Source organism: Gallionella capsiferriformans ES-2 (assembly GCF_000145255.1).
In the GTDB taxonomy this organism is placed as follows: domain Bacteria; phylum Pseudomonadota; class Gammaproteobacteria; order Burkholderiales; family Gallionellaceae; genus Gallionella; species Gallionella capsiferriformans.
Genome location: NC_014394.1, coordinates 3,150,244 through 3,162,471, shown reverse-complemented (window position 1 = coordinate 3,162,471; position 12,228 = coordinate 3,150,244). Strand labels below are relative to the sequence as shown.

The following is a 12,228-nucleotide window of genomic DNA, read 5'->3' as shown; positions in this document are numbered from 1 at the left end:
ATTCACAGTCGGAGAAGTAAATTTGTCTTGACATGAGGCGCTTAACACATTGTAATATCGCGTTTTATGACTTCCCAAGGATAATTTCAGAATGAAACGCACATACCAACCATCAGTTACCAAGAGAAAACGTACCCACGGCTTTTTAGTTCGCATGAAAACACGTGGTGGCCGTGCAGTTATCCGTGCTCGTCGTGCCAAGGGCCGTGCAAGACTCGCAGTGTAAGCATCCCAATAGCTTTGCAGCTGCGCAACGGATTCCGCGCAGTGAAGGCTATGGACAATGTCTGAAATCACATGTGCTTTCAGACAAGTATTTCAAGCTTTTTTTTATGCCGAATAATACAAAAAAAGCACGCCTCGGTATCGTTGTAGCGAAAAGGTATATTCCCAATTCGGTCAATCGAAACAAGGTTAAGCGCGAAATTCGCGAATTATTCAGAGTTCATCAAATCAAGGGATGCGGCATTGATCTTGTTGTGATGGCGCGTAGCGGTGAACGCCCGGACAGAATGACATGCAGCGATGGTTTGAATAAACTTTTCAGTCGGGTGGCAATAAGATGCGCAGAATCCTGATTAAAGTAATTCATGGCTACCAGTATCTGATCAGTCCGATGCGTCCGCCGACTTGCCGTTTTACCCCAAGCTGTTCTCATTACGCCTGTGATGCATTGACACGACACGGTCTTATCACAGGCTCGTGGTTGAGCATCAAGCGTATCGCACGCTGTAATCCCTGGAATCCAGGTGGTTACGACCCTGCACCCTAAATTAATTTAAAAATACCATCATGGACTTCCAGAGACTTTTCCTGTTTTTAATTTTCTCCTTCTCGCTGATGATGGTCTGGGATGGTTGGCAGCGCTATCAGAACCCACCTGTCGTACAGCAAGCCGCCACGACTAAGTCTGACTTGCCTGTGGCCACGACGAAACCCACTGATCTGGCAGCACAAGCCGCTATTATTCAACAGGCAGCAAAAGTTGAAACCGGAAAAATAATCAAGGTTAAAACTGATTTTTTGGAAGCTGAAATCAACAGCGTGGGTGGAGATATCCAGCGTTTAGATTTTATTAAGCACTTAGACGGTCAGGACAAAACTAAGCAATTCGTCTTGTTTGAAAAGGGCAGCGGTACGCATAATTACATAGCACAATCAGGCCTGCTGGGTACTGGTATGCCTAATCATACAACCGTATTTAGCGCGGAACAGGATAGTTACCAGCTGACGGGCGATAAACTGGAAGTGAAATTAGCAGCTGTAGCCGCTAACGGAATGAAGGTTGTGAAGTTATTGACCTTTCATAAGAGTAGCTATGTTGTCGATGTCGCATATGAAATTGAAAATACCACTGCCGCGCCTATAACGACCTCGGCTTACTTCCAGCTTATCCGTGACAGCATTGATCCGGCGGGCGGATCCAAAATGGTGCCGACATACACCGGTATGGCCGTATATACGGACAAGGAAAAATTCCAGAAAATTGCTTTTTCAGATGTTGAAAAAGGAAAAATTGATTATCCCAAAGAGGGTGATAACGGCTGGATTGGTATCCTGCAGCACTATTTCGTCGCAGCCTGGCTGCCGAAAGACAAGACCAGTCGCGAGTTTTTTACCCGTAAACTGGAAGGTGATGCTTACTCCGCAGGTGTTATTGTGCCGGTCGCTGCTATCGCGCCGGGACAAAAAGCGGTGGTATCCATGCCACTGTATGCAGGACCTGCCCAATCGACACTGGATAGTATCGCACCGGGCTTAGGATTGACGGTGGACTACGGGTGGCTGACCGTGGTTGCAACGCCAATCTTCTGGACGCTGACATTTATTCAGGGCATGGTGCAAAACTGGGGGGTCGCAATCATCCTGCTAACTGTGCTGATCAAACTGTTGTTTTTCCCTTTGTCGGCGGCGAGTTATCGCTCAATGGCAAAAATGCGTGTGGTTGCGCCTAAACTGGAAAAAATCAAACTGCAGCATGCGGACGATCGTGAAAAGCTCAATCGTGCAATGATGGATCTGTATAAAACCGAAAAGATCAACCCGTTAGGCGGGTGTCTGCCGGTCTTGATTCAGATTCCGGTATTTATCGCACTGTATTGGTCGATTCTGGCCAGCGTAGAAATGCGAAATGCACCGTTCTTCGGTTGGATTACCGATCTGTCAGCAGCGGATCCGTTTTTCGTGTTGCCTGTTCTGATGGGCGCCAGTATGTTTCTGCAGTCTAAGTTGAATCCGGTCCCGCCGGATCCAATACAGGCTAAAATCATGAAAATCATGCCGATCGCGTTTAGCGTGGTGTTCTTCTGGTTTCCGGCCGGATTGGTGTTGTACTCGATCGTCAACAACGCCTTGTCCATCGCTCAGCAATGGTATATCACTCGCAGTATTGAGGTAGCGGGTGCCGCCAAGCGCTGATACGATCGCCGCGATTGCCACTGCGCAGGGGCGCGGTGGTGTGGGGGTGGTACGTATTTCAGGCAGTGGACTCGGCTCTATTGCGGAGGCGATACTGGGCAGATTGCCCGTCGCGCGCCACGCTACTTACACCGATTTCAAGGATGAAACGGGGGAAGTCATTGATCAGGGGATTGCCCTGTATTTTCCTGCCCCGCATTCCTACACCGGTGAAGACGTGCTTGAATTGCAGGGGCACGGCGGTGCTGCCGTCCTGCACTTGTTACTGCAACGCTGTCTGGGGCTGGGCGTTCGTCTGGCCGAAGCAGGTGAATTTACCCGCCGTGCTTTTCTGAATGACAAAATTGATTTGGCGCAGGCTGAGAGTGTGGCTGATCTCATTGAAGCGACCACTACAGAAGCGGCGCGCAGTGCCATGCGATCCTTGCATGGGGATTTTTCTGCGGCAATCAACGGGCTGGTAGAAGAGCTGACGCTGCTGCGCATGTTGGTCGAAGCGATGCTGGACTTTCCCGAAGAAGATATTGAGGTCGTTGATACCAGTCACCGTGATCGCCTGCTGGAAAAAATTAAAACCAAATTAGCGCAGACCCTGGCTACGGCTAAGCAGGGGAGTTTGCTGCGCGAAGGCGCGCATATTGCCCTTGTTGGCCGCCCCAATGTAGGTAAATCCAGTCTGCTCAACCGGCTCGCAGGAGAAGAGGTGGCGCTGGTCAGCGATGTGCCTGGAACGACCCGGGATGTCATCCGTCAGGCGATTCAGATCCGCGGTGTCCCTCTGCACATCATGGATACCGCAGGACTGCGCGAGTCGGGAGACGAAGTTGAAAACATGGGGATGGCACGTACTCACCAGACGGTCGGTCGTGCGGATCTCATTTTGATGCTGCTTGATGCCGCCCAAGGTTGCAGTGAGGGAGATTTAGCTATTATTGCCGGATTTCCCGTTGAAATTCCCCGCCTGCAAGTTTATAACAAGGCCGATCTGCTGCAGGGCGCACTCTCAAATGACGCGGGTATTTACATCTCGGCGAAGTCCGGGTTGGGGATAGACACGTTGCGTGAGCAGATCCTCAAACAAATAGGCTGGCACAATCAGGAAGGCGGCACGTTTATCGCGCGAGAACGCCATCTGATCGCATTGAATCAGGCAAATATCCATCTTCAACAGGCTGAACAGCTACTGGATCATCCCGAACTGTTCGCCGAAGAATTGCGCCTCACTCAACAGGCGTTGAGTAGTATTACCGGAAAATTTTCGGCTGATGATCTGCTGGGAGAAATTTTCAGCCGCTTCTGTATCGGCAAATAAAGGTTCCACGTGGAACAGTTCATTTCACATTAAGGCCGGTGTATGATGCGGCACTTTTTAAAATCTGTAGCGACATGAAATTTCCTGATGTATTCGATGTGATTGTGGTGGGTGGAGGGCATGCCGGAACCGAGGCTGCGCTCGTCAGTGCGCGCGCGGGATGCAAAACTTTGCTGCTGAGTCACAATATCGAGACACTGGGACAAATGTCATGCAATCCCTCTATCGGCGGGATAGGCAAAGGTCATCTTGTCAAAGAGGTCGATGCCTTAGGCGGCGCGATGGCGCTGGCGACCGATATCGGCGGCATTCAGTTTCGCATCTTAAATTCGAGCAAAGGCTATGCAGTGCGCGCAACCCGCGCGCAGGCCGATCGCATGCTGTACAAACAAGCCATACGCACCATGCTGGAAAATCAGCCGAATCTTTGGTTGTTTCAGCAGGCTGTGGACGATTTGCTGGTGGAGCAGGATAAAGTCACCGGTGTCGTCACTCAACTGGGGCTGCGATTTAGTGCAAAAACGGTCGTGTTAACGGCAGGGACTTTTCTCGGCGGACTGATCCATGTGGGGCAGGCCAACTATCAGGCAGGACGTGCGGGTGATCCGCCTTCCGTGAGTTTGTCGCATCGGTTGCGCGAACTAAATTTACCCGTGGGGCGCTTAAAAACCGGCACGCCGCCGCGCATTGACGGTCGTAGCATCGATTATTCCGTATTGCAGGAGCAGCCCGGAGATGATCCGGTGCCGGTGTTTTCCTTCATGGGAAACAGAGCGATGCATCCTCGCCAGATGCCGTGCTGGATTACGGAAACATCGGAACGTACGCATGACATCATACGGGGTGGATTGGACCGTTCGCCCTTGTTTACCGGCGCGATCGAAGGCGTGGGGCCGCGCTATTGTCCGTCCATCGAGGATAAAATTACCCGATTTTCCGGCAAAACCTCGCATCAGATTTTTCTCGAGCCCGAAGGCCTGACCACGCACGAAATTTATCCGAACGGGATTTCGACCAGTTTGCCTTTCGATGTGCAGCTGGCACTGGTTCGCTCAATCAAGGGTATGGAAAACGCGCACATTTTGCGTCCCGGCTATGCGATTGAATACGATTACTTTAATCCCTGCGGTCTGAAAAGCTCGCTGGAGACCAAGGCGATTAAGGGCTTGTTCTTCGCCGGACAAATCAATGGCACGACAGGCTATGAAGAAGCCGCGGCCCAAGGGTTGCTTGCCGGCTTAAATGCGTCTTTACAGGTGCGTGAAATGGACGCCTGGTGTCCGCGTCGCGATGAGGCCTATCTTGGCGTGATGGTCGACGATTTGATCACGCAAGGGGTGACCGAACCGTACCGTATGTTTACCAGCCGTGCCGAATATCGACTGCAACTGCGTGAGGACAATGCGGATTTGCGACTGACGGAGATCGGCCGGAAGTTAGGAATCGTCGATGATGCGCGCTGGCAGGCATTTGAAATTAAACGCGAGGCAATTGCACTGGAGCAGCAGCGCTTGCGCAGCACCTGGATGAGTCCGCGTAACTTGCCAGTCGAAGAGGCGCAACGCGTATTAGGTAAAAATATCGATCATGAATATTCGCTGCATGAATTGCTGTTGCGACCCGATGTAAATTACGCCAGTTTAATGACGTTGCCCGGTGCGGGCGAGGCGACCCCTGATCCCTGGGTGTCTGAACAGGTCGAGATACAAGCTAAATATCAGGGCTATATAGACCGGCAGCATGCCGAGATTAAGAGTTCAGAGCGCAACGAGGTGCAGCGATTGCCATCCGATCTGGATTACCGTGAAGTGCGCGGTTTATCGATCGAGGTGCAGCAAAAACTCAACACGCATAAACCCGAAACGGTTGGGCAGGCGGCACGTATCTCCGGTATTACACCGGCGGCCATCTCCTTATTGCTGGTGCATTTAAAGCGCGGATTCAAAGATGCCAAATAATAATCAAACGGCTTTGCACGCGGGGTTGCATCGCGGCATCGCAGAGCTGGGGCTGAGCGTGGACAGCGACACAGAGCAAAAACTGATTGATTATCTGCAGTTGCTGGTAAAGTGGAACAAGGTCTATAACCTGACGGCGATCCGCGATCCGCAGCAGATGGTCAGTTATCACCTGCTCGATAGTCTCGCTGTGTTGCCGCATTTGCAAGCGGGCCGCTGGCTGGATGTCGGATGCGGTGCCGGGCTGCCTGGGTTAGTGCTGGCGATCTGTCGGCCGGACTGGTCGGTTACTTTGCTCGACAGCAACAGCAAAAAGACGGGATTTGTCCAGCAGGCCATCATAGAGCTGGGGCTGCATAACGCGCAGGTTCGCTGCGCCAGAGTGGAGGATGTCGATGCCAGTCAGAAATACAGCGGCATTATTTCCCGTGCATTCACTGAGCTGGGCGATTTTTTGCGTGTGACCCGCCATTTAATGGCGGACGACGGGCACTGGGTGGCGATGAAAGGCTTGCCGGATAAGGAGTTGCCGGGCGTGCCCAAGGATTGTACCGTTCTGAAGATTATTCCTTTGAAGGTGCCGGGGCTGGATGCCGCACGTTGTTTGGTGATAGCAAAACCGGGAGAGCCTCATGATTAAAATAATGGCGATAGCCAATCAAAAGGGCGGGGTGGGAAAAACCACTACGACCGTGAATTTGGCCGCCAGTCTTGCCGCCATCGGTCAGCGGGTGCTGCTGATCGATCTGGATCCGCAAGGGAATGCAACCATGGGTAGCGGCATCGAAAAGCGCGATCTTGAAATGACCGTCTATCACGTGCTGCTGGGGAAAAAAACCATCGCCGAGTCTAGACGAACATCGGTCGCGGGGAAATACGATGTTCTACCGGCGAACCGGGATTTGGCGGGAGCCGAGATTGAACTGATCGAATTTTTGAATCGGGAAACGCGCTTGCGCGATGCGATCACTAAGGTTGCTGATGAATACGATTTTGTTCTGATAGATTGTCCGCCAGCGCTTAACCTTTTGACTTTAAATGGTTTATGTGCGGCAAAGTCGGTGATGATCCCGATGCAGTGCGAATACTATGCGTTGGAAGGTTTGAGCGATCTGGTCAATACCATACGCCGCGTACGCGCAAGCCTCAATCCGGTACTGGAAATTGAAGGACTGTTGCGTACCATGTTTGATCCGCGCAACACGCTCGCGCAACAAGTCTCTGATCAGTTGCAGGCGCACTTTGGTAAAAAAGTCTACAGCACGGTTATCCCCCGTAATGTGCGGTTGGCTGAGGCGCCCAGTTACGGCGTGCCCGTGCTGTATCACGACAAGGCATCCAAGGGAACACAGGCTTATCTGGCGCTAGCCAGTGAATTATTGAGTATCGCAGCAAATTCTGCAAAGGCGGCATAAAGAATGATGACAAAAACACAAAGAGGCCTGGGCCGCGGACTTGACGCGCTGCTGTCGGGTAGTAAAAGCGAGAAGGATGATGTGCTGCGCGATTTAAGTGTGGCGATGCTCAAGCCGGGGAAATATCAGCCGCGCAGCAATATGGAAGAGGCGTCATTACAGGAACTGGCGGCTTCTATCAAAGCGCAAGGCGTTATTCAGCCCATCTTAGCGCGCCAATTGCCGGACGAGAGTTACGAAATTATTGCGGGAGAACGCCGCTGGCGTGCCGCGCAAATAGCCGGATTGAGTCACGTACCGGTACTGGTACGCGCTGTACCGGACAAAGCGGCGCTTGCGATGGCGCTGATTGAAAATATTCAGCGCGAAAATTTAAATCCGCTCGAGGAGGCGATAGGCATCCAGCGTTTGATCGATGAGTTCGAAATGACGCATCAGACGGCTGCCGATGCGGTGGGACGGTCGCGCAGTGCAGCCAGCAATTTACTGCGACTATTAAAATTACCCTTGCCGGTTCAAGCCATGCTGATGGAAAACCGACTGGACATGGGGCATGCGCGGGCGCTGCTAGCGCTGGATGGCGCGCAGCAAATTGCTGCAGCAAATAAAATTTCTCAGGATAATTTATCGGTTCGCGAGGCGGAAAAGCTGATTTATAACTTGCAGCATCCGGCAGAACCCAAAAAGGCACGCGAAATTAGCCGTGATGTATTGAGTTTGCAGGAATCCTTGTCGGAGCGCATAGGTACTAACGTGACGATCAAGCAAAAAAGCAAAGGCGCGGGGCAATTGGTAATTGACTATGTCAGCCACGAGCAACTGGATAGTCTGATTGCTAATTTGCAAAATTGTAATAAAGGGGCTTGACTTTGGCTGATGGAATCAATGACAATGCGGCCTATTCAGAAAAACTAGAGATTGAAAAGGTCGTTGAAATCTCCGGTATGGATGAAACAAAAACAACAATAAATCTAGCCTTCAAAAAGGCAGCTCGCTGGCAAATAATCGTAACGCTCGCATTTTGCGTCGTCTATCTGCTGATTAGCAGTGTTAACGCGGCCATTTCCTCATTTTTAGGAGGGGCTGCTGCGCTGATAGGCGGTTATGCAGGTGTTTTGATGACACGAAGACGAAGTGATCAATCCGCAGGTGGGGTTTTGGTCGCATTGCTCAAAGCTGAGGCTACCAAAGTAATGGTGATCTCAGTGCAGTTGCTGATGATATTTAAACTTTATAACGGGCTGGTTCCATTGGCTCTGATAGGCGGGCTGGCCGCTTCCGTACTGGTTTCTGGTGCGGGGCTGGGAGCCATAGGGAATAATAAAAAATAACTGGATCCACGAATGTCGACAGAACACGCGCTAACACCCTCTAGCTATATCACACATCACTTAACTTTCAGCACGAGCGGGCAAGGATTTTGGTCTTTGCACATGGATACGTTAATCGTATCCGGCTTGCTGGGATTGCTGACTTTCGGCTTCCTATACTGGGTCGTTCGCGGCGTAACGGCAGGTGTGCCGACTAAGCGCCAGGCGGCCGTAGAATTGCTGGTTGAATTCATTGATGATCAAGTCAAGGGCATATTCCATGGCGATCGCAGCAAATTTATTGCGCCACTCGCACTGACCGTTTTTGTCTGGGTGCTGATGATGAACGCGATGGACTTCCTGCCTATCGACGTGATGGCGTGGATTTACAAGCATGTGTTCGGTCAGGATGAATGGCGTGCCGTTCCAACTTCAGACATCAATACTACTTTCGCGCTGGCGCTGTCTGTATGGTTCCTGATGATTTTCTTTAGCATCAAGGTAAAAGGTCTGGGCGGCTGGATTCATGAATTGTTCTGTGCTCCGTTCGGTTCTAATCCGCTGATCTGGCCTGCCAACTTTTTGTTCAATCTGATCGAATATGTTTCCAAGCCGCTGTCGCATGCACTGCGTCTGTTCGGTAACATGTACGCTGGCGAAATCATCTTCCTGCTGTTGGGGATGTGGGCCGCGACCGGTCTGGTAGGTACGATATTCGGTGCGCTGTTAGGAGCTGGATGGGCAATCTTCCATATACTGATTGTTGTGTTGCAAGCCTTTATTTTCATGATGCTGACCGTTGTGTATCTTGCAATGGCTCATGAGAGTCACTAGTAGTCGCAAAAGTAGTAGTAAGTAGTATTTTTATAACTTAGTAAATCGAAAGGAAACACTATGGACAACATGCAATTTTTGGCACTGATTCAAGCATACACAGGCGTTGGTATCGGTCTGATCATCGGTTTGGGCGCATTGGGTGCTTGTATCGGTATCGGTATTATGTGTAGCAGCTTCCTGGATGGTGCAGCTCGTCAACCAGAAATGATTCCAGTTTTGCAAGGCAAGGTATTCCTGTTGCTCGGTCTGATCGACGCATCTTTCATTATCGGTGTTGGTCTGGCAATGATGTTTGCATTTGCTAACCCACTGTTAAGCGTCATTCACTAGTTTGGGCCTGGCCTGCGCTGTTCAGGCCATTGTTAGGAGCTGAAATGGATATTACTTTTACACTGATTGCGCAGGCTTTGACGTTTGCCATTCTGATATGGTTTACAGCCAAGTTCATCTGGCCGCCATTGATGTCGGCGATTGAAAGCCGGCAAAAAACGATAGCTGACGGTCTGGCTGCTGCTGAGCGTGGGAAGCATGATCTTGATCTGGCTGCTAAGCGTTCTGCCGAGTTGTTGCGTGAAGCTAAGGAAAAAGCGGCTGACATCCTCGCAAGCGGAGATAAGCGTGCTACTGAAATCATTGAAGCTGCAAAGCTTCAGGCTAAAGTTGAAGCTGATCGCATCATCGCTGGTGCTACGGCTGAAATCGAACAAGAAGCGTTCCGTGCCAAAGAACAATTGCGTTCACAGGTTTCGGCGATTGCCCTTGCGGGTGCCGCCAAGATTCTGGGTCGTGAAGTTGATTCTAAAGCTCACAACGATTTGCTCGATAAACTTGTTGCGGAAATGTAATCATCATGTCTGAAGCCATAACAACAGCACGACCATACGCACAAGCCGCCTTTGATGTCGCGCAGAGCTTGTCGGATTTAAAGGGTTGGTCCGATGCAATTTCGCAGCTGGCGGGTTCCATCAGCCATCCCGATGTGCAGGCCGTCATCGCCAGTCCAAGGGTAGCCAAGGCAAAAGTTGAGAGCTTGGTTCTCAGCTTGCTGGGCGATAAAGCGAAACCACAGCAAATCAATTTTGTCCGTATTTTGGTCGAAAAGCGCCGTGTGCGTGAATTACCGGAAATTTCGGAAATTTTTGAAGCGCTGCGTGCAGATGCTGAAAAGACGGCTCACGTTGTTGTGGAATCGGCATTTGAATTGACGACTAAGCAGCAGGACACGATCAGCGCCTCGATGAAGAAGCGCCTCGGACGTGACATAAAGTTGGTCTGTAGTATCAATAAAGATTTGCTAGGTGGTGTGGTTATTCGTACCGGCGACAGCGTCATAGATGGTTCTGTGCGCACACGTCTTGGCGAAATGGCAACCGCCCTGGCCTGATAATAGATTTATCAAGATAAGGAAATCCAGATGAAGCTTGACCCTTCTGAAATAAGTAATTTGATTCGCAGCCGCATTGAAAATTTCGAAGCGCTGACTCAGGCTCGCACTGAAGGTACCGTTGTCAGTGTGACTGACGGTATTGTTCGCGTATACGGCTTGTCCGATGTGATGCAAGGCGAAATGTTGGAGTTCCCGGGCAATACTTTCGGCCTCGCGCTGAACCTGGAGCGTGATTCCGTAGGTGCCGTTATTCTCGGCGAATACGAACACATCACCGAAGGCGACACTGTTAAGTGCACCGGTCGCATCCTTGAAGTGCCTGTAGGTCCAGAATTGTGCGGTCGCGTTGTAAACGCGCTCGGACAGCCTATCGACGGCAAAGGCCCGATCAATGCAAAGATGACCGACAAGATCGAAAAGGTAGCGCCTGGCGTTATCGAGCGTCAATCTGTTGATCAGCCGGTACAAACCGGTTTGAAGTCTATCGATGCAATGGTGCCAGTCGGTCGCGGTCAACGCGAATTGATCATCGGCGATCGTCAAACCGGTAAGACTGCGGTAGCGATTGATGCGATCATCAACCAAAAGGGTCAGGGCATTACCTGTATCTACGTTGCGATCGGTCAAAAAGCATCGACCGTTGTGAACGTCGTTCGCAAGCTCGAAGAGCACGGCGCACTGGGTTACACGATTGTGGTTGCAGCGACAGCTTCAGATTCTGCAGCGATGCAGTTCTTGGCACCGTACGCCGGTTGCACCATGGGTGAATACTTCCGCGATCGCGGTGAAGATGCACTGATCGTTTACGATGATCTGACCAAGCAAGCTTGGGCATACCGTCAGATTTCGCTGCTGCTGCGCCGTCCACCAGGTCGCGAAGCTTATCCTGGCGACGTGTTCTACCTGCATTCCCGTTTGCTTGAACGCGCAGCGCGCGTCAACGTTGAATACGTTGAAAAGTTCACCAAGGGTGCTGTGACGGGTAAGACGGGTTCTTTGACCGCATTGCCTATCATTGAAACTCAGGCTGGCGACGTATCTGCATTCGTTCCAACCAACGTGATTTCGATTACCGACGGTCAGATCTTCCTGGAAACCGACTTGTTCAACGCCGGTATCCGTCCTGCGATTAATGCCGGTATCTCGGTATCTCGTGTGGGTGGTGCAGCTCAGACTAAGGTCATCAAGAAGCTGGGTGGCGGTGTGCGTCTGGCACTGGCTCAGTACCGTGAATTGGCCGCTTTTGCGCAATTCGCCTCTGATCTGGATGAAGCGACTCGCAAGCAACTCGAACGCGGTAAGCTGGTCACCGAACTGATGAAGCAGTTGCAATACTGCCCTCTGTCGGTTGCTGAAATGTCTGTGACATTGTTCTGCGTGAACAAGGGTTACTTTGATGACGTTGCTGTGCCTAAAGCACTCGCATTCGAATCTGCAGTTCATGCTTATCTGAAGTCCAAAAACAAGGAATTGATGGATACGATTGAATCCAAAAAAGACCTGAGCGCGGACAATGAAAAGCTGTTGTCAGCTGCGATTGAGGAATTCAAAGCAACTGCAGTTTACTGATAAAACAACTAGCCGAGCAGTC

The 12,228-nt window shown here is 51.0% G+C and carries 15 protein-coding genes; all 15 read left to right on the top strand.

The genetic code is table 11. The annotated features are described in order from the left end of the window. The first annotated feature begins 91 nt into the window (after window positions 1-91). The 15 genes from rpmH to atpA all read left to right on the top strand — a co-directional run bounded on the left by rpmH (window position 92) and on the right by atpA (window position 12,206). A complete protein-coding gene (rpmH, locus tag GALF_RS15430) occupies window positions 92-226 on the top strand; it encodes a 50S ribosomal protein L34 (RefSeq protein WP_083777159.1) in 135 nt (44 codons plus the stop codon). Next, on the top strand, window positions 207-578 hold the full coding sequence (gene rnpA, locus GALF_RS15175; RefSeq protein WP_190274087.1) for a ribonuclease P protein component: 372 nt from the start codon (window positions 207-209) through the stop codon (window positions 576-578). Before rpmH ends, rnpA begins: the two co-directional genes overlap by 20 nt. Continuing rightward, entirely contained in the window at window positions 563-772 is a 210-nt protein-coding gene (gene yidD / locus GALF_RS15425) for a membrane protein insertion efficiency factor YidD (RefSeq protein WP_013294841.1), read from the top strand. Before rnpA ends, yidD begins: the two co-directional genes overlap by 16 nt. Before the next feature lie 20 nt (window positions 773-792). Next, window positions 793-2,418, top strand: a complete 1,626-nt coding sequence (gene yidC, locus GALF_RS14685) for a membrane protein insertase YidC (RefSeq protein WP_013294840.1) — start codon at window positions 793-795, stop codon at window positions 2,416-2,418. After that, window positions 2,402-3,730, top strand: a complete 1,329-nt coding sequence (mnmE, locus tag GALF_RS14680; RefSeq protein WP_013294839.1) for a tRNA uridine-5-carboxymethylaminomethyl(34) synthesis GTPase MnmE — start codon at window positions 2,402-2,404, stop codon at window positions 3,728-3,730. The genes yidC and mnmE overlap by 17 nt, the downstream gene beginning before the upstream one ends. Window positions 3,731-3,804: 74 nt before the next feature. Beyond that, a complete protein-coding gene (mnmG, locus tag GALF_RS14675) occupies window positions 3,805-5,688 on the top strand; it encodes a tRNA uridine-5-carboxymethylaminomethyl(34) synthesis enzyme MnmG (protein WP_013294838.1) in 1,884 nt (627 codons plus the stop codon). Further along, window positions 5,678-6,328, top strand: a complete 651-nt coding sequence (gene rsmG, locus GALF_RS14670) for a 16S rRNA (guanine(527)-N(7))-methyltransferase RsmG (protein WP_013294837.1) — start codon at window positions 5,678-5,680, stop codon at window positions 6,326-6,328. Before mnmG ends, rsmG begins: the two co-directional genes overlap by 11 nt. Then, complete coding sequence (locus GALF_RS14665) at window positions 6,321-7,103, top strand: ParA family protein (protein ID WP_013294836.1); 783 nt, start codon at window positions 6,321-6,323, stop codon at window positions 7,101-7,103. Before rsmG ends, GALF_RS14665 begins: the two co-directional genes overlap by 8 nt. Window positions 7,104-7,106: 3 nt before the next feature. Then, window positions 7,107-7,970 carry a ParB/RepB/Spo0J family partition protein gene (locus tag GALF_RS14660; protein WP_013294835.1) on the top strand — a complete coding sequence of 288 codons (864 nt, stop codon included), beginning with the start codon at window positions 7,107-7,109 and terminating at the stop codon, window positions 7,968-7,970. Between the two features lie 2 nt (window positions 7,971-7,972). Beyond that, window positions 7,973-8,434, top strand: a complete 462-nt coding sequence (locus GALF_RS14655; protein WP_013294834.1) for an ATP synthase subunit I — start codon at window positions 7,973-7,975, stop codon at window positions 8,432-8,434. A 12-nt stretch (window positions 8,435-8,446) separates the two neighbouring features. Further along, a complete protein-coding gene (gene atpB, locus GALF_RS14650) occupies window positions 8,447-9,247 on the top strand; it encodes a F0F1 ATP synthase subunit A (protein WP_013294833.1) in 801 nt (266 codons plus the stop codon). A gap of 60 nt (window positions 9,248-9,307) precedes the next feature. Further along, the gene (gene atpE, locus GALF_RS14645) at window positions 9,308-9,580 is read left to right on the top strand and encodes a F0F1 ATP synthase subunit C (RefSeq protein ID WP_013294832.1); all 273 of its coding nucleotides are present in this window, start codon (window positions 9,308-9,310) and stop codon (window positions 9,578-9,580) included. A gap of 44 nt (window positions 9,581-9,624) precedes the next feature. Continuing rightward, on the top strand, window positions 9,625-10,095 hold the full coding sequence (locus GALF_RS14640) for a F0F1 ATP synthase subunit B (protein WP_013294831.1): 471 nt from the start codon (window positions 9,625-9,627) through the stop codon (window positions 10,093-10,095). 5 nt (window positions 10,096-10,100) lie between these two features. Beyond that, window positions 10,101-10,634 carry a F0F1 ATP synthase subunit delta gene (locus GALF_RS14635; protein ID WP_013294830.1) on the top strand — a complete coding sequence of 178 codons (534 nt, stop codon included), beginning with the start codon at window positions 10,101-10,103 and terminating at the stop codon, window positions 10,632-10,634. Window positions 10,635-10,664: 30 nt separating this feature from the next. Further along, on the top strand, window positions 10,665-12,206 hold the full coding sequence (gene atpA / locus GALF_RS14630) for a F0F1 ATP synthase subunit alpha (RefSeq protein WP_013294829.1): 1,542 nt from the start codon (window positions 10,665-10,667) through the stop codon (window positions 12,204-12,206). Window positions 12,207-12,228: the final 22 nt, after the last annotated feature.

What these genes read in the sequence shown, in the direction of transcription:
- GALF_RS14640 (WP_013294831.1), top strand. Translation starts at nt 9,625, where the DNA reads ATGGATATTACTTTTACACTGATTGCGCAGGCTTTGACGTTTGCCATT.
- mnmG (WP_013294838.1), top strand. Translation starts at nt 3,805, where the DNA reads ATGAAATTTCCTGATGTATTCGATGTGATTGTGGTGGGTGGAGGGCAT.
- GALF_RS14660 (WP_013294835.1), top strand. Translation starts at nt 7,107, where the DNA reads ATGATGACAAAAACACAAAGAGGCCTGGGCCGCGGACTTGACGCGCTG.
- GALF_RS14635 (WP_013294830.1), top strand. Translation starts at nt 10,101, where the DNA reads ATGTCTGAAGCCATAACAACAGCACGACCATACGCACAAGCCGCCTTT.
- atpA (WP_013294829.1), top strand. Translation starts at nt 10,665, where the DNA reads ATGAAGCTTGACCCTTCTGAAATAAGTAATTTGATTCGCAGCCGCATT.
- rpmH (WP_083777159.1), top strand. Translation starts at nt 92, where the DNA reads ATGAAACGCACATACCAACCATCAGTTACCAAGAGAAAACGTACCCAC.
- atpE (WP_013294832.1), top strand. Translation starts at nt 9,308, where the DNA reads ATGGACAACATGCAATTTTTGGCACTGATTCAAGCATACACAGGCGTT.
- GALF_RS14665 (WP_013294836.1), top strand. Translation starts at nt 6,321, where the DNA reads ATGATTAAAATAATGGCGATAGCCAATCAAAAGGGCGGGGTGGGAAAA.
- atpB (WP_013294833.1), top strand. Translation starts at nt 8,447, where the DNA reads ATGTCGACAGAACACGCGCTAACACCCTCTAGCTATATCACACATCAC.
- yidD (WP_013294841.1), top strand. Translation starts at nt 563, where the DNA reads ATGCGCAGAATCCTGATTAAAGTAATTCATGGCTACCAGTATCTGATC.
- rsmG (WP_013294837.1), top strand. Translation starts at nt 5,678, where the DNA reads ATGCCAAATAATAATCAAACGGCTTTGCACGCGGGGTTGCATCGCGGC.
- yidC (WP_013294840.1), top strand. Translation starts at nt 793, where the DNA reads ATGGACTTCCAGAGACTTTTCCTGTTTTTAATTTTCTCCTTCTCGCTG.